Annotated in this window: 13 protein-coding genes and 1 pseudogene; 5 read left to right on the top strand and 9 right to left on the bottom strand. The window is 39.1% G+C overall.

Translation table 11 applies throughout. The features are described from left to right. Positions 1–644: 644 nt before the first annotated feature. From NYE65_RS14600 to NYE65_RS14590, 3 genes are read left to right on the top strand one after another with little or no spacing between them, the layout of a single operon-like run. Positions 645–2,219 carry a spore germination protein gene (locus NYE65_RS14600; protein ID WP_187050396.1) on the top strand — a complete coding sequence of 525 codons (1,575 nt, stop codon included), beginning with the start codon at positions 645–647 and terminating at the stop codon, positions 2,217–2,219. A 26-nt stretch (positions 2,220–2,245) separates the two neighbouring features. After that, positions 2,246–3,349 carry a spore germination protein gene (locus tag NYE65_RS14595; RefSeq protein ID WP_340861132.1) on the top strand — a complete coding sequence of 368 codons (1,104 nt, stop codon included), beginning with the start codon at positions 2,246–2,248 and terminating at the stop codon, positions 3,347–3,349. Next, positions 3,333–4,559, top strand: a complete 1,227-nt coding sequence (locus tag NYE65_RS14590) for a Ger(x)C family spore germination protein (protein WP_340861131.1) — start codon at positions 3,333–3,335, stop codon at positions 4,557–4,559. Before NYE65_RS14595 ends, NYE65_RS14590 begins: the two co-directional genes overlap by 17 nt. Positions 4,560–4,906: 347 nt before the next feature. On the opposite strand, the gene NYE65_RS14585 is transcribed toward NYE65_RS14590, so the two are convergent. The 6 genes from NYE65_RS14585 to NYE65_RS14560 form a co-directional block, all read right to left on the bottom strand. Then, a complete protein-coding gene (locus tag NYE65_RS14585) occupies positions 4,907–8,092 on the bottom strand; it encodes a biotin/lipoyl-containing protein (RefSeq protein ID WP_340861130.1) in 3,186 nt (1,061 codons plus the stop codon). Between the two features lie 37 nt (positions 8,093–8,129). Next, on the bottom strand, positions 8,130–8,822 hold the full coding sequence (locus NYE65_RS14580) for a hypothetical protein (protein ID WP_328178675.1): 693 nt from the start codon (positions 8,820–8,822) through the stop codon (positions 8,130–8,132). Positions 8,823–10,456: 1,634 nt separating this feature from the next. Continuing rightward, a complete protein-coding gene (gene gnd, locus NYE65_RS14575; RefSeq protein ID WP_340861129.1) occupies positions 10,457–11,860 on the bottom strand; it encodes a decarboxylating NADP(+)-dependent phosphogluconate dehydrogenase in 1,404 nt (467 codons plus the stop codon). Positions 11,861–11,937: 77 nt separating this feature from the next. Next, complete coding sequence (locus NYE65_RS14570) at positions 11,938–13,284, bottom strand: GntP family permease (protein WP_328177460.1); 1,347 nt, start codon at positions 13,282–13,284, stop codon at positions 11,938–11,940. An 18-nt stretch (positions 13,285–13,302) separates the two neighbouring features. Then, positions 13,303–14,847: a gluconokinase gene (gene gntK / locus NYE65_RS14565; protein ID WP_340861128.1), complete on the bottom strand. Its 1,545-nt coding sequence runs from the start codon at positions 14,845–14,847 to the stop codon at positions 13,303–13,305. Then, positions 14,840–15,571, bottom strand: coding sequence for a GntR family transcriptional regulator (locus NYE65_RS14560; protein WP_098185601.1), 732 nt, complete (start codon positions 15,569–15,571; stop codon positions 14,840–14,842). The genes gntK and NYE65_RS14560 overlap by 8 nt, the downstream gene beginning before the upstream one ends. A 1,391-nt stretch (positions 15,572–16,962) precedes the next feature. Between NYE65_RS14560 and NYE65_RS14555 the strand changes: the two genes are divergently transcribed. After that, positions 16,963–17,889 (top strand): cation diffusion facilitator family transporter, encoded by a 927-nt coding sequence (locus NYE65_RS14555; RefSeq protein ID WP_340861127.1) that lies wholly within the window; start codon positions 16,963–16,965, stop codon positions 17,887–17,889. 120 nt (positions 17,890–18,009) lie between these two features. Continuing rightward, positions 18,010–18,387 (top strand): annotated as a pseudogene (locus tag NYE65_RS14550) (substrate-binding domain-containing protein); the annotation flags it as partial. Between the two features lie 370 nt (positions 18,388–18,757). Here the strand turns inward: NYE65_RS14550 and NYE65_RS14545 are convergent. Genes NYE65_RS14545 through NYE65_RS14535 form a run of 3 tightly spaced genes read right to left on the bottom strand, consistent with a single transcriptional unit; the run spans position 18,758 to position 21,805 of the window. Further along, complete coding sequence (locus tag NYE65_RS14545) at positions 18,758–20,311, bottom strand: YndJ family protein (protein ID WP_340861126.1); 1,554 nt, start codon at positions 20,309–20,311, stop codon at positions 18,758–18,760. Continuing rightward, entirely contained in the window at positions 20,280–20,891 is a 612-nt protein-coding gene (locus NYE65_RS14540) for a DUF4166 domain-containing protein (protein WP_328177456.1), read from the bottom strand. The genes NYE65_RS14545 and NYE65_RS14540 overlap by 32 nt, the downstream gene beginning before the upstream one ends. Further along, positions 20,891–21,805, bottom strand: a complete 915-nt coding sequence (locus NYE65_RS14535; protein WP_340861125.1) for a DoxX-like family protein — start codon at positions 21,803–21,805, stop codon at positions 20,891–20,893. Before NYE65_RS14535 ends, NYE65_RS14540 begins: the two co-directional genes overlap by 1 nt. Between the last annotated feature and the right edge of the window lie 34 nt (positions 21,806–21,839).

The following is a 21,839-nucleotide window of genomic DNA, read 5'->3' as shown; positions in this document are numbered from 1 at the left end:
GAACAACTTAACCGAAAGCTAATATTCTCATTCATTCCGTCCTTTTTACACCAGACTTTACAATTTGATAATATGTTCTGGGTTGTGATTTGAATCTCTTATTTCAAGTTGATTAATGCAGAAATTTCCCAAAATCGGGTGATATTTACAATAATTCTCAATTTTCAGTATATGTTATTTCGAACATCATTTCAATTTGATCTTGATATTTTTAAAATTATATTTCAAATCTTGAGCTTAAGTCATTCCCCGTTCTAAGAAGTAAAGCCTATGTTCATTAAAGCTCACTACTATAATCAATGAGTCATTCGGATAAGTCCCATACATCGATTTCGCCTCTTCCTTCTCCTCAATTATATTCAAAATCAATTTTCCCACATAATACATACGAAGTATAAAGTATGTAAATACGGCTAATTGCTTTTAACTTCATTGCATAAGAAACGTGGAAGATATTAATACTATTTGAGAATTAAAGGAATTTTAGCGGCTACTTGAAACAAGTATAGGGTGATGAAAATGTGGAAAACTATTGTTTCCTACCTTCCAGAATGGCAGGTTTTTATACAAGCTTTTATTGTGTTTGTTATTCCGTATTTAATCTCCAAATTGTTTAATCGGCTTCGCAACTCAAAGGATGAGTGATGAAAATGAAAGAGTGGATATCAAAGATCGGTAAAAAAGGAAAAGGTACCGATAAAGACAAACAAGAAGCAAATACCTCCCAAGATTCAACTGATCAGTTTACAGATAATTTTAATTTAAATCTAGAAATGGTTAAGCAAGAAATTGGACATAATTGGGATGTTCATTTTCGAGAATTTAATATCGGCCGTACCGGTATTCGGTCAATTATCATTTATGCGGATGGATTATCAGATAAAGAAATCATTGATAAACATATCATGACATCATTGATGGTTGACTTTTCAGCAGAATATAAACAAGACCTTCCTTACATCAAAGGAAGCATTTCAAAAGAATTCATAAAAAATGAAGTGTTATCTATCAGTGAGGTAGAAGAAGTTGGTTCCATTAAAGAGTTAGCATCAAAAGTATTAACAGGTTCTACAGCGCTTTTAATTGATGGATTAGTGGATGCCCTAATCCTTGGTACAACAAAAATAAAAACAAGAACTGTTGAAGAGCCGGTATCAGAGGCATTAGTCAGAGGTCCACGGATCGGTTTCACTGAATCTTTAGTTGATAATACGTCTTTTTTAAGAAGTAGTGGTGAAATTGAAAATTTATCGTTAGTACAATTCCAAGTAGGTAAGCAGTCAAGAAAAGACTTAGTTGTCGCTTACATTAAAGATATTGTTGATCCCGAATTAGTTCAAGAGGTAGAAAATCGAATTAAGAAAATTGATATTGATAATGTGCCGGAATCTGGTTATGTAGAGCAACTCATCGAGGATAATTACCTTAGTCCTTTTCCTCAGGTACAGAATACAGAGCGTCCTGATCGCGTGATTGCTGCTTTGATGGAAGGCCGGGTGGCCATCTTATTGGATGGGACGCCATTCGCTTTGATCGTTCCAGTTACATTAAGCATGATGTTACAATCACCAGAAGATTATTATGAAAGATGGATTCCTGGCACATTCATACGTTTACTCCGTTATCTCACAGTTGTTTTGGCTCTTTTTACACCGTCTTTATATATAGCTTTCATCTCATTTCATTCAGGGTTGATTCCGACCAAACTGGCCGTCTCCATTATAGGAACCAGGTCCGGGGTTCCGTTTCCGGCACTTATCGAAGCATTATTCATGGAAATATCCATCGAAATTCTGAGGGAAGCAGGACTGCGATTGCCTAAGCCAATTGGTCCGGCAATGGGTATCGTCGGCGGTTTAATCATTGGGGAAGCTGCTGTACAGGCAGGGATCGTTAGCCCTGTTTTGGTGATTGTAGTAGCGTTAACTGCTATATCATCATTTTCCATTCCGCACTATAGTATTGGGATTACATTACGGATTCTGCGTTTTCCAGCTATGATTTGTGCTGCCACATTTGGATTATACGGGGTCATTCTCTTTTTTCTTTTAATGACCAGCCATTTAGTGAAATTAAAAAGCTTTGGTGTACCTTATATGAGTCCAGCCGTTCCTTATCGTTTAAGTGAATGGAAAGACCTGATGGTTCGCATGCCGCTTATGATGATGAAGCGCCGTCCAAAGATGATGCATACAAAAAACCCCATACGTAAAGGATAACCTATCGGTGAAAGGGTGGTTAAAGAATGATTCTCAATCCGAAAGACCAAATCACGACTCCTCAAACAGCTGTCATTATCATCAACTTTATACTCGGTACAGGATTACTCACCCTACCCCGTTCAGCTACGGAGAAGGTGCATACACCAGATGTTTGGATAAGCGTTATAATAGGCGGGATTATCGCGATAATCGCAGGGGTGATCATGGTCAAATTAAGCCAACAGTTTCCCGATAAGACCTTTTATCAATTCATCAATGAAATTTTAGGAAAATGGGTGGGGAGTTTACTCAGTTTAGTTATAATATGTTATTTTCTCACAACTTCCGGATTTCAGATCCGTTCAATGGCTGAAGTTATAAGGTATTTACTTCTGGAGGGTACCCCTACATGGGCAATTATTATGATTTTCATGTGGGTAGGTCTTTATCTCATCATCGGTGGCATTAACCCGATAGCCCGTCTTTTTGAAATTATATTACCTTTGACAGTTATCCTTTTTTTGGTAGTTGCCTTTATGAGCATCAAAATATTTGAGATCGATAATCTGCGTCCGGTATTAGGAGAAGGAATCATTCCTGTACTAAAAGGAGTAAAAACAACGGCTCTCGCTTTTTCAGGCCCTGAAATAATATTACTGCTTCTTCCGTTTATGAATCAGCCCAAAAAAGCAGTAAAAGCCATGCTTGTTGGAGTTTCCATTCCATTGATTTTTTACGTGATAACGGTCGTCATGGTTATCGGGGCATTGTCTATTGATGGAGTGGTCATGAGAACATGGCCAACTCTTGATCTGATACGAAGTTTTGAAATCTCCGGTTTGATCTTTGAACGGTTTGAATCTTTTTTGCTCGTGGTATGGATCATGCAAATATTCGCCACATTTACCATAACCTACTTTGCAGCCTCTTTAGGGCTAGCTCAACTTTCGAAAAAGAGCATTCACCCATTCATGTTTGGCTTGCTTCCGATTCTATACATCATTGCCATGGTTCCGAAAAATATGAATGACCTATTTAAACTAGGGGATTTCGTCGGCAATGTCGCATTGTTTTTATTTGGTTTACTTCCGCTTCTCCTGCTTATCATCTCAAGAATAAAGGGAGGAAAATATGAAACAACCACATAACAATAAGCGTCCCCTCTTCATTTCCCTCTCCGCTCTTTTGTTCTTAACCCTTACAGGATGCTGGAGCAGTCATGAAATTGAAGAGCAAAGTTTAGGTATAGGTATGGCATTCGATAACGCCAAGAAGACCTCCATCGAGAAAGGGTTAAATGAACAAGAGGGGGGATATTTGAAAAAAGACCTGATTACTGCAACCTATCAAGTTATCACTCCACAAGTAGCAAGTTCAACAACGAAACAAGCCGGTCCACAAAGTAAATCTTATATTAATGTTTCTCAAACGGGAGATTCCGTCCTTCAAATGACTCGTGAATTATCATTGAGAAGTGAACAACCCTTAACCGCGAACCATATGAAAGTGATTGTTATCAGTGAAAAGCTTTCAAAATTGTATGGTTTGGAACAATTACTTGATCTTAACTTTCGTGATAATGATTTTAGACCAAGCTGTCTTTTGCTCATCAGTAAAGGAAGAGCGAGCAACACACTGGAAACAAAGACAGCAGGGGAAATTCCAGCGTTACGTCTGGTTGGTATTGTGGAAAATGCCTATCGAACAACAAGGATTTTACCTCCCATGCCGCTTATTAAAGTAGAAAGTAAGCTCAAATCAGAATCTAGCTTTCTGTTGCAAAATGTACTATCAGTGAATGGGGAGGTCAAATTTGCGGGAGCTGCCGTGATTGATGGAAAGACACACAAAATGACTGGTACTTTGAATGAGGAAGAACTGGAGGGCGTCACATGGATAACAGGTAAGGGAAAAGGCGGTGTAGTGAAAAGCTATGATAAAGAGACTGGTCAGCAGATTGTGTATGAGGTCGACTCCATGAAAAGCACTATCATTCCTCGAGTTAAAGGAAACAACATCTCTTTTGATGTAAACATTGAATCAGAGGGAAGGCTGTCTGAGAATTGGGTGGTTTCGGGAAATTCTTTCAAAAATGAATTTCTCAAAAAAGCAGAAAAATCCTCTGAAAAAGAAGTGGAACGCTTGGTGAGAAATGTAGTAGAAAAAATGCAAAAAGAATACCAAGTGGACGTTGCCGGCTTTGGAAATCAATTGAGAATTGAGCACCCCAAAGTATGGAAGAAAGTCAAAAAGGATTGGGGCCAAACATTTAGTGAAACTCCAATCAACTACGATGTAAAGTTAACAATTAATGATTATGGCACATCAGGAGGATTAAAAGGTAAAACCTCAGAATAACACCTAGAGTATCTAGCATTAAACGTTGAAAGTGAAAACTTCTTCCATTGCAAGCACCACGGGAAGCTATTAAACAGTGTCCATGGAAATACAATATATGAGCATGAAAAGGCCTCCCACAGTAAACTGTGGGAGGCTCTAAACTTAAAAGTGAGTTATTTTCCACTCAAGGCGCTTTTTTCATAAAACCTTAACCGATGCAACAGGTGAAGACATCTTATATTCAATTCAATTCAATTCCATTGAATCAATCAACCCACAAATGCCCATACAATTGAATTATCTGTTGTGTGTTCACGAAAATATTTTTTGTTTAAGACATCTTCCTGAATTCACCAACAAAAAGATTAACTTAATTCCACTTTAGTAATTTCACTTAAATAATTCCCGCTTATAATCGAGCCTTCATCTGCAACAACATATTCAATGACATTCGGGCTTATGGTTCGAATATAAACAAAAGCTGAATCATCTACATGCTCAATTCGAAGCTTTTTCCTCTGTGCCTGCTTAATATCAAGCTGGTTGGTACTAGCTTCCGGCAGGCTTGTGTAATAAATCTCAAAATCTTCTTCTGATGCATCAATGAAAAGATGCCATTTGTTATACTCTTCTTCTTGATCAATCATTGTTTTTAATTTCCCTTTTCTCCCGATGCCAAGAAAATACTTGAACTTTGATTCCCCATTCACCATATCGCGGTCAATAACTTTTATACTTCCGCCTTTTCTGCTTTGTACAAGCCCAAAGGCAACGCCTGTTTTTCCTGTAGGGGCTGTTATTATATCCCGGTTAACCACTCTGTTTCTCTCTTCTTGCTTTAAATAAGCGCCTTCTGTCCCCAGTGGCGGGAGAATCTCAAAAAGGGCACTAGACATTTCTCCCCAGTTTTGAGTGTTCTGCACTTCCCTTTCAATCCATTTATTAAATAGATTCATGACGACCGGGGATTTACTTGAATTACCCGCAAGCAGTATATTCACTTTATTAATTTTGCTGTGTTCTGACCGGGCAAAAGCGCGCCGTAGAGACTCAAAGAAATTTTTAATGCCTTTGTCGATTCTTTCCTCAATCAACTGTTCCATTTCATCTTGGTCGATCAATAGTTCCACATTGAGTTTAGCGTGGCCGGCTTTGTCAAATAAATCTGCCCGGATCATGCCTTTTCCAAACTCTTCTTCATACCGTTCATGTCTTTCCCAAAGCGGCCTTAATTTTTCCACCAATTGTTTCGTATTTAAATATGATTCTTGTGACTCATTAATCAGTGTTTCACTTCCGGGAAACTTCACACATTCCGCTGGGAGGGTAAAAGGAATGTTTAGCTCACGCATTGTTCTTTGGTTGTTTTTAAACACTTGGAACGCCAAAAGCTCCAGCATGTTCTCACCGCCTAAATACCGGTCCCCGCCCGCTGCAAAATGCTCAATGACATAATCATATCTGCTTTCTTTCAAGCCCGCTTCACGCCAAATCCCAAAATCAAAATCTGTCGTTCCTCCACCAAAATCAAATACTCCATAGTACGTTTTTTCATCTTCTTCCGGTTCAAACCCGTATTCCTGTAACGCACAAACAGCATAGGCTGCAGGTTCACTCGCCCCAGCGGTGACACGGAACTTTTTCATTAATTCTTCATCCTGCTGAATCGGCATAGGAAGTGTCTTTTTTAAACCACGTTCAAAACACGTTAGAATTTTTTCCCTTACCTCTTTTTCATACGTCACCGGGAAAGAAAGGGTGTAATCGAGGTAAATCCCATTGTTCTGGTTATTGATGTACAAACCGAGGTAGTAGGCGTATAACTCGATTGGGTTGATTTCCTGATCGGTTAAGTCCAAAAAGGAACGCAGTACAACGGCATATCCCCTCTTGTCTTTTAATCGGAGTTCGTTATTCTTTTCTCCAGCCCACTGCTTTAGATTATTCAATATGGAATAATAATGGTCACTCTTTCCATTCATCAAGTTGTTAAGAGCATTGTGGGAAACCGTCACATCTTGCCACCTTGTATCTGGTCTTCCTTCTTTTTCTTGATATAGCTCCAGGAAATGTTCTAAATCAATAAATTCAATCACGGTTGGATTTTCATAATGCCAGTCTTGTACTTCCGTGTTTAGGTAGCCAACCCCAATACGCATGGGAAGAGTAACATCACTTTCTTCTTGATGAACTACAACTGTACTTTTCGTTCCAAAATCAATGCCGACTATGCCGTCCTCCCTAATATCCATTTTAGGGTTTCTGGCCATTATTTCTTCGTTCAGTTTTATCGTTAAAGGTTTTTCATCAGAGTTGACAGTCCATAAATCCCAATGTCCCCGGTTTGGATCTGTTAACATCTTTTCATCATATGTATCAATATCAGCCCTTACTTTTTCAGAGTTTAAAAGCTTCTCATAAAACGTGTTGGAATCGATAGCGATCGATGGCAATTCTTTAAGAAAACTTTCATGATCTAATTCCTTTAATTGATACAATTCCAGCAAATAATCATACTCCTTCTGGCGTTCTGCGCTTAATCCGCTTGGAACTAACCGGTTTTCCAGCCAAAGATGGAGAGCCTTTCGGTCATTGATTTCAAAAGCATTTTCCCCATTTAAACGGAAGACGGGAACGAAAAATCCTTTTCCCAGCAAATTGTTTTTTTGATTTACTACATCGTAGCTTTGAATATCGTACCCGTTGGATTTAAACGCTATCGATTTAGAAGAGTTAGCCGTTTGATTTGCAAATATCCTTGAAATGGAAGGATTTTTACTCGCGGAATAATCGTCTAAAGATAGTATTCTCTTATATACAGGGTGATCGGTTGTATTGAAACTTTTCGCAGCCTCTTCCCGTGTCATGACATCACCTTTAAAATCGGAAACGTCCAGATGCTTTTTGTAGTCAAAATCCTCGTCCATTAATTCATAGTATTTACTATAAGGAAATACCGCTGCGATGTTGTGATCATATATAATATTCCCATCATTCATGTAAACCCATCTGGAACGGAGCATTTTTTTAATGTCTTGAAAGAAGCTCGCCTCATCCTTGAAGAAGGTTTCTTCTGCACTCTGATATAAATGGCTGATTAACGATCTCACTTCTTTATAAGTCATTGAAATGGCAGAGACCTGAACGGTTTGGGAATCCGTTGAGAATAGAATCTGCTCTTCGTTCTTATTCATTAAGTATATGGAACTGTCTATGTTATTTTTTTCGGCTAAGCTTGTTACGTTCTCAATCAGCTCTTCATCTTCCATTGTTTCTTGTTTTTCAACTTCTTTTAATAATTCTTCAGAAATTGCATCACCAGAATCCAAATAACATATCAGGTCACCAATCTTGACTATAGTGTCCTCCGCTACGTTCAATTCTTTAAGGGTACCTTCTTTTTCTGAAAAGAGGTCAAATTCGATGCCCTCACAGCTGAATTTGGCTAAGCTTTCGCCCACCGTAATATAATCGCCTGGCTGTTTATACCATTGCACAAGAAGGATTTTTTCAATGCCTTCTTCAATCTCTGGGATAATAATCGATGTCATTGTATTTCTCCTTTACTATCATTCACTTTTTCGCCTGCTAGATTCTCACAACGGATTTTTTAATGGTTTTACCATTAATGCTTATATATCCTGGCAGCAGGACTTCCATGATGTTCCCGGATATTTTGCTATTGAGGGCCCTTATGTACAAGTCCTCCCTGAAGACCTCATTCATTTTCACTTCCTGTATTTTATATAAAGGGGTATCGTATGTTTTACTGTACTCTTGAAAGAAATACAGAAAAAGGGCGAGCAAAATCTCTCTTTCCTGCTCCCGCCCTTCCATAATCTCGTTTTTGATAAAATCCCACAAAGATGAAATGTTTTCATATTGCACGCCACAGACTATAAATTCCTGCACGGAACCGCCCTTGAAGATTCCTTTCAAGGAACTTTTAGTGGTTTCGGATAATTGTTGAACAGCTTCGTAAAGTTCTTCTGCTTCCCGATAGTCCGCTCTTCTCTTTTGCAATTCATTATAATAGGATTCCATTTTCTCATTCAGATGGTGGATCATTATTTGGTACTCACTAATTTCTGCTTTTTTCGAGGCAAGCTCTTGTTGAAGTTTTGCTATTTCATTTTCTTTTTCTTTCAGCAGCTCCTTATGCTCCCCCAATTGACTATACGAGCCCGCTTCTGCTATTGCTTGTATCTTTTCAATGACTCTTTCGTCTTGTAGGGAAACCATTAATGCCTCAATAAAACCATCATCCCATTCCTTATTCATCTTTACACTCCTTTCAAAAGTGTTAACCAACCATACTCGCTCTGTATATGTATGAAAATTTTTTCCTTTTTTCGCCATAGAAAAATCCCCTCCCAGATAGACTGTTAGGAGAATACAACCATAACTTATATTCCTAGATATCAGTAGTGAGATTACTTATTTTTTATCAAAAATACGTATATAACGTATTAAAGATGTATGAATAATATGATGCTTACTTTCACTTTTCACTATTAAATACTCACAGTGTTCCATCCTTTTTAAGACTTCTTGTAAAACATCCTCTTTTTTACTACTCAATCCTTTTTTTATTTTCTCCCACTTAACATCAGCGTCAAGAGTATAACAAACATGGAATTCCTTTAACAGGTTAATCTTCCCCTTAAATGCTTAGTTTCTTTAACTGTTTTTATTATTTATATCTAATCCGAATTCATATTTTTCCTCAATCCGATATACTACCTTATGAGTACCACTTAATAATATTCGGTATGATCATGTTGTTTAAGTGGGTTGAAATGACTAGGGTAAACCTCCGGATTACTTGATAAGAAAAGGCCTCCCCTCAGTAAACTGTGGGAGGCCTCAGACTGCAGACAAACTCGATGAAAATCGAGTTTGTCTACAGTTTTTTTGCTTGTACAAATTTAGACGTTGATTTCCACTTCAGGCACTCGCTTTCCGCGGGCGGTCCGGGAGCCTCCTCGGCGCACTTGCGCCTGTGGGGTCTCCCATGGACTCGCTATTCCCACAGGAGTCTCGCACCTTCCGTTCCAATCAACTATGTTTAAAAATTTGGATAGAACTCCTTTTGCCTACAGTCTTTTTTGTTTTAAAATAGATCTATTAAAACTTGAGGTGATGAGGATGCTTTCGAAACATCATTCTATTCAACGAGATCAACTTGAAATGATTACATATGCTCCCCATTCATCTTTCAATAAAAACCCGAACAAAAAAAAGCCCTTCTCGTTTGAGATGGCCTTTCATTATGCTGTTCCAGCACACTCGCTTAACTATTAAATCGCACATCTTGATACTAGTGGATTCTTGATGGTTCGCATGCATGTTTGTATGGGAGCTTAAACAAGTTATCCATAACAGCATTAACACAATCTTCACAATAATAATTGACGAACTCTCTACCTTGTTCAAAAATTGGTGTCATCGTATCTATGTCAGCCCATTTAAAACAGTAAATACACATTTGCCTCATGATATATCACTCCTTTTCCACGCGGAAATAATTTGGTAATATCCAAAAGAAGAATATGTGCCACTTGCTGACATTATTCAAGAAACTTTTGCGAACTCCTACTGTAAAATTAAGGTATAAAGGGAATTGAATTCTATAAACCGATATCATTTATATACCACTTAACCTGAGTATTAAACCTCCCCCAAAAATATTATTCGTTGCCCCTCAATCTTTTCCACCAAGACTTTTTCCATTTTGAAGTTCATCCATGGTTCGAAATAACGCAATCAATCTTTTTTCCCTCACTAAAATTCCTTTATCCGCTAGTTTGTTATATAAGAAAAAAGAGCTGCCAAAGCAGCTCTTTTTGAAGTAAAATACCTGTTTCAACTTCATGAACGGTATTACAAATGACTATTTCTTTTGTCACTTTCCATCACTGCCAGTTCGTGTGGAAAACCCCTGCTAAATCACGTCGTTCATAGGTATGCGCACCAAAATAATCACGTTGTGCTTGCAAAAGGTTAGCATTTGAGATTCCTGTTCGATAACTATCGTAATAAGTAAGTGAAGAGCCTAAACATGGAAACGAGATGCCGGAATTTATTCCCTCACAGACTACCTTTCGCAATCCCACCTGGTACTTTGCAACCTTTTCAGCGAAATATGGTGAAATCAATAAATTGGCCAGATTTGGCTGCTCTTGATAGGCTTCGCTAATGACGTTTAAAAATTCTGCCCGAATGATGCAGCCGCCGCGGAAAATAAGCGCAATATCCTTCAAAGGCAAATCCCAGCCGTTAAGTTCAGAACTCATTTTATATTGAGTGAAACCTTGCGCGTATGCACAAATCTTTCCCATATATAAGGCTTGCCTAATATAGTCAATCCACTCATTTTTATCTAATTTTTGCTGAACGTTCTCAGGCCCTGTTAGAATGTTTTCCGCATGAACCCGTTCTTCTTTTAGAGCGGAAATGTAGCGCGCAAACAAAGACTCTGTAATGATTGATGCTGGTATTCCGTTATCAATCGCTTGCATGCTGGTCCATTTTCCTGTGCCTTTTTGTCCTGCTTTGTCGAGAATCATATCGATCAATGGTAAGCCCGTTACTTCATCTTTTTTCCTTAAGATTTCGGCCGTGATTTCGATTAAATAACTTTTCAGTTCGCCTTGATTCCATGTTTCAAAGATGTCAGCAATTTCATTAACCTCTAAATGTAATTTTTCTCTTAAAAATGTATATGCTTCGGCGATTAATTGCATATCTGCATACTCAATCCCGTTATGTACCATTTTCACAAAATGACCTGCCCCTTTTGGACCGATATAGGTACAGCAAGGAGCATCATTTACTTTGGCTGCGATTTTTGTCAGGATTGGAGCTACTTTTTCATAGGCGTCCTTATCTCCTCCTGGCATGATTGAAGGTCCTTTTAACGCACCGACTTCCCCACCGGAAATACCAATTCCTACATAACTGAATCCTTTAGATTTCAATTCACCATATCTGCGTTCAGTATCTTCGTAATGGGAGTTACCGCCGTCCATGATAATATCGCCCGATTCAAGATGAGGAAGTAATGAAGTGATCACCGAGTCGATCGCTTTACCCGCAGTCACCATCAGAAAAATCTTTCTTGGAGTTTCCAGTGACTGAACGAAATCTTGGATTTCGTAATACGGATGGATTGACTGACCGTCCAATTCAGCAACAAGCTGATCTGTTAAATCTCTTGTGTAATTATAGACAGCCACTTTTTCTCCTTTATTAGCCATATTTAACGCGATATTACTGCCCATTACCCCTAAACCAATGACACCAATTGTATTGAACATTATTTCTGCTCCTTCTTATGTAAGAATAATAGGCAGTAAATCCCTGCCATAAGTCGGGGATTTACTGCCGGGAAAGCCTATACAAATAAGCTTAGTAATAGAATGAATCCTAATCCAGCCACTGATATGATCGTCTCAAGCAAAGTCCATGTTGCGAATGTTTCTTTCATGCTTAAGCCAAAATACTCTTTAAACATCCAGAAACCAGCATCGTTAACGTGTGAAGCGATTAAACTTCCCGCTCCTGTAGCAAGTACGACCAGAGCAAGGTTAACGTCCGTCTGACCTAACATCGGAATAACCAAACCAGCTGTCGTCAAGGCAGCAACTGTAGCAGATCCCAATGAAATACGCAGGATTGCAGCGATGATCCAGGCAAGCAGGATTGGTGATAATGATGTTCCTTTGAATAATTCAGCTACATAGTCACCTACACCGCCATCGATCAATACTTGTTTGAAGGCTCCGCCGCCCCCAATGATCAAGAGCATCATTCCGATATTCAGGATCGCTGATGTACAAGATTCCATAATATCCTTCATTGGAATCTTTCTTGCCACTCCCATTGAATAGACCGCAAATAATAAGGAAAGCAACATGGAAGTACCGGCTTCACCAATAAAACGGATAGCGGCCAGTAAACCATTATCTTCAAATCCCATCGTTTTTTGCATCAAAGCGATGATTGTAGCAATTGACATTAATATAACCGGAAGTAATGCAGTAAATACACTGATTCCAAATCCAGGTGTTTCTTCAAGTTTAAATGATTTTTGTTCCCCTAATGAGGCAATGCTGCCTGTTTTCGTAAATGATTCAGGTACTAATTTTTTAGCTATCTTCGTAAATATCGGTCCAGCTAAAATAACGGTTGGAACCGCAATGATGAATCCGTAAAGTAAAACCTGACCAATGTCTGCTCCATATTCACCAGCGATGACGGTTGGTCCTGGGTGCGGCGGTAAGAAACCGTGTGTTACGGATAATGCCGCCACCATTGGAATGCCAAGATACAATATCGAAACTTTTAATTCTCTTGAAATCGCAAATACGATTGGAATCAATAATACTAATCCCACTTCAAAAAATAATGCGATACCGATAATGAATGATGCTGCCACGACTGCCCATTGAATATTCTTTTCACCGAATTTCTTAACAAGGGTCATGGCAATGCGCTGCGCTCCGCCCGAATCTGCGATCAACTTACCTAACATCGCCCCAAGTCCAAAGATTAACGCTAAGTGGCCGAGTGTTCCGCCTAATCCAGCTTCAATGGTTTTAACAATTCCGTCAAGCGGCATCCCAAGTGCTAAAGCCACTCCAAACGATACAATGATCAAGGAAATAAAGGTGTTTAATTTTAAGCCCATTATTAAAATTAATAAAGCGACAATTCCTAAAGCGACAATGACTAATGGCATTGTAATCCCCCCATGTCTTTACTTTGCAGCATTTATTAAGTTTCTTTGATAATTCGCAATCTGTGTATATTCGTTTTCCAATACCCTTGATAGGTTAATGAAAATCGGCAGCAGCTGCCTGTATTCATTTACAGAATCAGCTTTCGGTGTGTGCTTGTGGGTATTGCCTATCATTTCAGAAACCACATCGAAGGAATCAATTTCCCCAGTTGCATATAACCCTAATATACAAGCACCCAGGCACGAACTTTCGTAGCTTTCTGGAACCACAACTTCCGATTCGAAGATATCGGACATCATTTGCCGCCAAACAGCCGACCTTGCGAATCCTCCCGTAGCTTGAATTCGGGTCACGGGACCGTCCATGCATTCGGTTAAGGCCAAAAATACGGTGTATAAATTGTAAATGACTCCCTCTAGAGCCGCTCGAATCATATGTTCTTTCTTATGCGACAGCGTTAATCCGAAAAATGAACCCCTTACGTCCGGATTCCATAATGGTGCACGTTCACCTGCAAGATATGGATGGAATAACAATCCATCAGCGCCCGGTCTTACCCGTTCGGCAATCTTGGTCAATACTTCATAAGCATCGATTCCGAGTCTTTTAGCTGTTTCCACCTCGGAAGAAGCAAATTCATCGCGAATCCAGCGAAGGACCATCCCCCCATTGTTTACCGGCCCGCCAATCACCCAATGCTTTTCCGTTAAGGCATAGCAAAAGATTCTTCCTTTTTCGTCTGTTTTCGGTTCGTCAATAATTGTCCGAATCGCACCGCTTGTCCCGATTGTGACAGCGATTTCACCTTTCTGGATAGCGTTTACACCTAGATTTGAAAGGACACCATCACTTGCCCCAATGACAAATGGCGTTTTTGGGTCAATCCCGATCTGTTTGGCTAAATCCGCGTCACAGTTGTTAAAGGTCTTTGTTGTTGGTACGAGTTCAGATAATTGATCACGCGTTACTCCAGCAATTCTTAGGGCTTCCTCATCCCAATTCAAGTTTTTGAGATTCAACATGCCCATGGATGAAGCAAGGGAATAATCGACAACGTATTGATCAAAGAACTTTTTAAAGATATATTCTTTAATCCCGATATACTTTTTAACATTGGTTGCGATCTCCGGGTGATCATTCACGATCCAGGTAATCTTGGATAATGGTGACATCGGGTGAATCGGTGTTCCGGTTCGCTTGTAAACTTCATGCCCATCTAATTCATCCTTTATTTTATGGGCCCAAGCTTCACTGCGATTATCTGCCCAGGTGATGCAAGCGGTTAGCGGCTGGTCGTTTTCATCCATAGCTATAACACTATGCATCGCACTGCTAAATGAAATAAATGATGGTTTTTTATCTGGATGCTGCTTCGTTATATTTGAAAAGGCTTTCAGAACAGCCTGGAAAATCTCCTCAGGGTCTTGTTCCGCCGTTGTCATATCCGGTGTGTAAAGAGGATAGCCAATATTCTCTTGCTGGATGACATCGCCTTTTTTCGTGAATAATACAGCTTTTGTACTTGTTGTACCGATGTCTACTCCTAACATATAGCTAGTCATTTTCTTGTTCGACTCCTTTTGAAAGCATCTGTTGAGCCATCCATAAGTCTTCAACTTTTCCTTGAACATCATCAAAGTTTTCATGTAACGACTTAATCATGATGTCTCGATCTTTTGTTTTGATCGCATCAATATACAGCTGATGATTATTTATGATCCGTGTAAAGTCTTCATACTTTTCTTTAAAACGGCTGCGCATGGATAGAAGAATCAAACTTTCCATTACAGGTTTTAAATTATCCCAGATCATCAGAATGTAGGAATGATCGATGGAGCGAATGATCGTTTCGTGGAATAGAACATCCTGATAGGAAAACTCATCCGCATCCAGGTATTTTATGGACACTTTCATCATTTCCAATATTTTACTAAGTTCCATTACTAATTCATTCGTGTTCATCCTCACTAGACGTTCAAATACAAACGTTTCAATGAGAATACGTACATCATAAATTTCTGCATACTTTTTTTCTGTTAAACCAATGACAACCGCACCCATTCTTTCTAATCGGATGATATTTTCAGAGGCCAGTATTTTTAACGCTTCACGAACGGGTGAGCGGCTTACACCGAAATCAGCAGCTAGTTTATTTTCAGAAAGGATGGCACCGCTTTCAATCAACCCCGAAATAATACGCATTCTAAGCTCGGATGTAACGCGATCACCAGCTGAAGCTTTTGAAAGCCATTTTACAGGATAAAGAAATTCCTTTGATTCAGCCATAAATTCACCTTCTTATAGAGTTCAAGTACACTTGTATACAAGTATTTTATAATAATAATAATAAATAATGCAAGCTTTTTGAATTCAACCGGATTTTCGCCAATATAATCAAAGTCGAACGTTTTAAAAGTATTTGACTTTAGCGATCGTTGGAATAAAACCTTTTTCATCATAAAAATCCCCGTTCATAAACGTGTACTTTTAATCCACTATTGAACTGAACTAAACAAGACAGAGATTAACCCCCTATTACAAAAAAAAAACACCACTTTTCCTTAACAAGGTGGTGTACATTCTATTTTATCCTCTCAAAAACTTACACAAAGTAATTCTATTTTTATTTAAGGGTGACCTCAGGTAAATATCCTACATGATGTACCGCCAGCATTATACAGAACAACGCCATTAATTATCTATATGGTCATTCTACTTTCTGATGGCCCCATGCCTGTCACCTCTTATTCCGATTAAAAGGTACGTTGTACATAGGAGAATAGAAAAATTAACATAGCCTTCCAACCGATAACGATAGCAAATAAAAAGAAAAATCTCTCTTGTACCACAGCATTAATCCAATTTAGCATTCATAACAATGCAGAATACACCGATCGCTTCAGCATTATCGTCAAAATTGCCCAGGTAAATGTAACCTGATACTCAGAAAATACTCTTTTCATCCACTCCCACATAGTTATTCACAATGATTCAATCTCTTTTTTGAACCTGCCCCGTTATTGCCATATGAAAAGAAAAAGGCTGCATATGCAACCTCTGTTATTAAGAGCACCGCTAATTTGAACAGTTAGTAATATGAAGCTTTTTACTAAAGAATTAAGGACACACGCGCCTACTTAGTTTTAGTTAAATTATTTTAATTTCATTGCCAACTTCAAGATTGCAATCTTGACGATCCTTAACTGGAGTTTGAGTTAAATCAAACTCCATTCATGATACCTTAACTCCTTTTATTAATTCGTCTTTTAATTTCATAGGCTCAGCTAATTCAATGCTCCAAGGCACTTTTTGCATACCATGTACCTTTTAGTCAACCAACTCTTCCACTCTATGTCCACTTATGTAATAATTTGTGTATGACAAATTGGCAATCACTGTTAAATCAATGGTTGCACATCGTTTATCATATTTAAAGTAGTTTTAAGTTATCTCTGTTCGAGGCAAATTAGACTAATCGATTTTTATAAACCAAAAACCAGTCAAGAACACGAAAGTTTTAGGGTGTATAAACTCTGAACCTTAAGACAAAAATGATACTTGAAAGGTTGGGAGATTATATTAAAGAGCAGATAATGGCGATGTTTTCACTTTAAGTAGGCGCCCAGTAGAGGAAACGCTACTACGGCTATTCTGGCGCAATCCTAGGGGGAAAAAAATTGAATACCGAACAAAGAATACTTCGAGTCTCCATTGGCGTTACCATCTTCGTTGCTTGCTTTGGGATCATTTTCGGCCTGCTATCAGGTTCGTTCTCTATCACCTTTGATGGGTTCTATTCTCTGACCGATGCAATCATGAGCGTCTTGGCGCTCATTGTCTCAAAGTTGATTACCTCGTCCACTGCACCGAATAGGCAGAATGGTAAATTGAGTGAACGCTTCACAATGGGATTTTGGCACTTGGAGCCAATCGTCCTTGGTCTCAACGGTGTCATGCTCATGGGGGCGGCCGTTTATGCATTGATTAATGCAATTGGTAGTCTTATGACGGGCGGCCGCAATCTCGAGTTCGGGTTCGCCATCGTCTATGCCGTTGTGACGATGATCGCATGCTGTTTCATGGCGATTTTCGAAACACGCTTAAACAAGACACTTAGCTCGGATTTTGTTGCCCTTGACGCTAAGGCCTGGATGATGACCGGTGGCATAACCGCTGCGCTCTTGATCGCGTTTTGCATCGGATACGCTTTTGAAGGAACGAATTTGGAATGGCTTACACCCTATATTGATCCGGCAGTACTTGTACTAATCTGTTTGGTAATTATTCCGCTGCCGATTTCAACGGTAAAGCGGGCCTTGGCGGATGTCCTGCTGATCACCCCTCACTCACTCAAGCAGCATGTGGGCGAGGTCGCACTGGACTTTGTGAAGCGCTACGGCTTCGTTTCTTACCGAGCTTACGTCGCAAAGGTTGGCCGGGGAAAACAAATTGAACTATACTTTATTGTGCCTGGCGGGTGGCCGGCTAAATGTCTTGAAGAGTGGGACGCAATCCGTGATGAAATCGGTAATGCCATCGGCGAGGAAAGTACTGATCGATGGTTAACAATTGTGTTCACGACCGATGTTGAATGGGCGGACTAAAAATAGGGTAGTGTGCAGGCGACCAGGCCAAATCGCAGCGGCGAGCCTGGCGATTTGCTCGTACGGCGGCAGAATGTTTGTTTAAAGAGCCACGGACCTCATGTGCATTAGGGGTAACCACCAGCAAACTTAAGAAGAAAAGCGTATGAGGATGTTATGAAGGAACAGGGTAGACTTCCAATTACATATGAAGTTTCACCTCTTCAAAGTCATAAAGAAGTAATCTCTAAGCTTTTTGATGAACATCCAGAAGTAGATGGGATCTTTGCAAGTGATGATTTAATCGCGGCATCTGTTATAGCTGAATCTAAAAAACGCGGAAAAGAGATACCAACGCAATTAAAAGTTGTCGGTTATGATGGAACAGAAGCAGTTCAAGTTTTACTGCCAGAATTGACAACCATACAACAACCAATTGATTTAATTGCCAAGTCAGCAATTGATATTTTATTAAAACAAATTGAAGGTGAATTTAAAAATTTTCCGTTAGAGACATAATTTAGAAGGTGGAACGACTTAATTTATTGTATTTATATGATGGGTTTTGAGGTGTCAAAACCGATTTTGTTGCAAATGCAAAGACGAATAGATAAATTATTGTAGATTCGCTCTAAATAGATGGGTATATAAAATAAACTGTTTTAATTGGGGAGTCAGTTCACGTACTTTGTCTGAAAATGTGTACTTTTAAAAAATATATGTAAAACCCCTTAGGTCTCAAGGGGCGATCCTTATTAAAGAATCGCTCCCTATAATGGAATAAGTCGTATCAATGATTGTATAAATAATTAGAAAACTATTATCCTCCAATTCATCCAATTATTGAATTTCACGTCTTTAAATCCCCCCAAATAAGCATTAAACACCATCATTTTTGATTTATGGTGTAATCAATATGTAAGAAAGGCATGCCAAAAATTCGCATTTTGTGATGGGCTGTGAGTATCCCCGCAATTGTTTCATTAATTAAAAAGTGCTCGGATAATGGAAGCTTGAAAAGCGCTTTGCCAGCTGCTAAATAAATACCAGAGTCACTTTCTCCCTCGCTCGAAAGAATAAGAGAGCCATCTATAGCGTCAAGCTGTAAAATACCAATCATTGACGAATAAGGAAGAGGAAGTGCTATATTCATATACGTCCTGCCCTCCGTTTTATGCTGAGAATAAATGGCCACAAATATGGTATTCTCCTTCACCTGGCGAATCCATGCGCGTGGATTTTTCCTCCCATCAAGCGTTTGATCAACTGTACGTATTTTATATGTCATTTCAGTACGTTTACTTGAGATGGGCAGGTTTAATTGCTGTAGTTTTGCACTTATCAATTTATAGCACACCGCAAACGGTATAAACCAAGTTGCCCATTTTACAGAAGCAAATAACCGATACTGATCTGTGTTCTCATAAAAGTGGACGATTGTTTTTGGTAAAGTTTTGATATCAACAAAATCACTTAGCTCATCCACTAGTCCTGGGTGTTGCTTGCCTGCTCCTTTTAACGCACCTCGAATTTGGCTCACTGGGAAATTCCAGACATCCTGCTTCGTTTTAGGAGGCACAAGCAACCAACCTAGTACGCCTAACATGCCAAAAATTAAACAGTTAAATAAGCCATGAAATTTTAGCATAAAATCAATGCTAACAAACCAAAGTCCAAACGAATTATTTGTCGCATAAAGCAATGAAAATAAGATTGTGATGCCTAGTGCACTGAATGATAGCCGTATCAATATCGTCTGCAAGTGTGAAAGGAAGCGTGTTCGGTATGCAAGTACGATTAAGGTGTAAATGGCAAATATGTATAGCAACACAGAGATGAATTCCAGTAACGGCGAAAATGAAATGCCAATGGCGACGAGCATGGGACCCGATAAAATAATAGGCACAATTAAACGATACCATGTTGAATCGTGTAAGCGTCCAAAAAGCCCAAGAGATATGGGCAATAAGAAGGCAGAGTAATGAAAATGAATAGCTGTTAACCAAGTGATTAGTGGACTAAAACCTGTATCAATTCCCGCAATATAAGCAAAGAACCATAGTCCCCCTACAAATAAATACATCATCCCGATATCAATCGATATTTCTGCCCAGTTTGTAAAACCACGCTGAAAAAACCGTTTTAGCCCATAACACGCCACAAAAAAGGTTAAAATCATATAAATGAAAGCGAGTACCATCTGTCCTGTACTTGATGGGATAACTTGCAATAAAAAGATGGAGAGCATAGCAATCCAATTGAAAATAATATGTTTCCTCTTTGTTTCTAATAGTAGCTGGAGCATAAGTGGCACGAAAATCAACTGTGCAGCTGTCAGCATTAACAAATAGGGTTCAGATGTCAAAATGCTGCTTGCTATGAAAAAGAACACACCTGCAATGGTGATTGAACTAAACAGTCTGCTCCTTAAATTCGCCTTCATAAGCCATCAACCTTCCTACGATTCGGTTTCGTATACCGACTTGAATCGTAAATACATCTCGGGCATCATCATACCCTTCCTCAACGTTCACAACTCCTTCTAATAACCGAAGAATTGGAAACTCTAGGTTACCTATAACGATACGTTGAGGCCCAGAGCGAATGTTTATGCGCCCTTCAGGTGTCACCGTAAACTTTAAATCCGAATAAAATAAGCTCGGCTCCCCTAAATAATCCTTCACAACTCTACGCTTTGTATCAACCGTCATAAATGCATTAAAATGCCGAGTAATCTCTTCAAAATAAAAAATACGCTCCCAATATATTTCTGCCTCACCAGTCGGCAATGATCTACAGGTATTTTTGATTGAAAACGGCACATCCTTCCCGTTTTCGGGAAAAAGAAATTTCCAGCGTGTTGCTAATTTAAAAAAGGGTTTTAGCCAGAAAGCCCCCGTTTCAATCTTCGACATCGTTCCGACCCCATTAAACGGTTTATCAATTGGTAGGGCATAACGCTCTTGTAGCTTAGGATGAAGTCTTTGAAAATCCTCACCTAAGAGGTCTTGGTAGATTGTCATTATGATTCACCCTTTCTCGTACGCTTGCAACTTGTTGCCGATGGCAAATCAGTTGCGAGTAAGAAGCTAATAATGGAAAGAACCCACAGACTAGCATTAAATGTAATAGGGTTAAACGGGTGTAATGAGAATGAAGGACTAGCGATCAAGGTACTAATGGTCAATACTGGAAAAACAATCATCTGCAGAACAAGTAAATGTCTTTTCTTACGATAAAGAAGCCATACCACTGCAAATAATATCTCGAGAACGCCTATTATCCCTACACCCTTTACAGCAGCAGTCCCCTCCAAGGAAGTTAAACTAGATAGCATCGATACTTCCTCAGGATGTTTGGCAATCATCTTCGGTATTAGCCCATGATAAAGCCAAACAAAGAAAAAGAGCATTGTTACTATAGTGTTAATAATGAAACGTACATACTGTGATCGTGGCGATTCCCCCTTTTCGATCCAGCGTTTTAGCACATCAAAGCTTAGAGCTGTTGCCCACCCCATGATTGGCCGAAAAAAGATGTCTAAAAGCCGTCCAAATAAACCATAACGTACATCATAGTCATATTGGGTGAGAAATGTGGTTCCGTTATCCGTCGGAATATACTGCCAATATCCTTTACCTTCACAAATTGGCGAAATTTTTTGTTCGGTACCAAAGTGAAGAGAAGATGTCTTAGAACCATCCTTCTTATTATGCGTACCGATACTTTTACCCCAGCCAACGACTTTTACCCAACATCCCAATTTCGTTTCATATAAAAAGGATTGCGGATCATCTTCTGATTTTTTCGGTAAATATGTAATAGAAGAAAAACGCAAATCCCATTGTTCATGTAGTTCAGGCTTTTGAGTCATACGCCATACCTCGTCTATAGTTGCCTGAATTGGAATTTCCACATAGATCGGTTTGTTTTTCATAAATGTCACCTCCATTAATAAAGTAACATAAGTT

Source organism: Peribacillus sp. FSL R5-0717 (genome assembly GCF_038002945.1).
Classification (GTDB): domain Bacteria; phylum Bacillota; class Bacilli; order Bacillales; family DSM-1321; genus Peribacillus; species Peribacillus frigoritolerans.
This window is presented reverse-complemented; position numbering and strand designations above follow the sequence as displayed.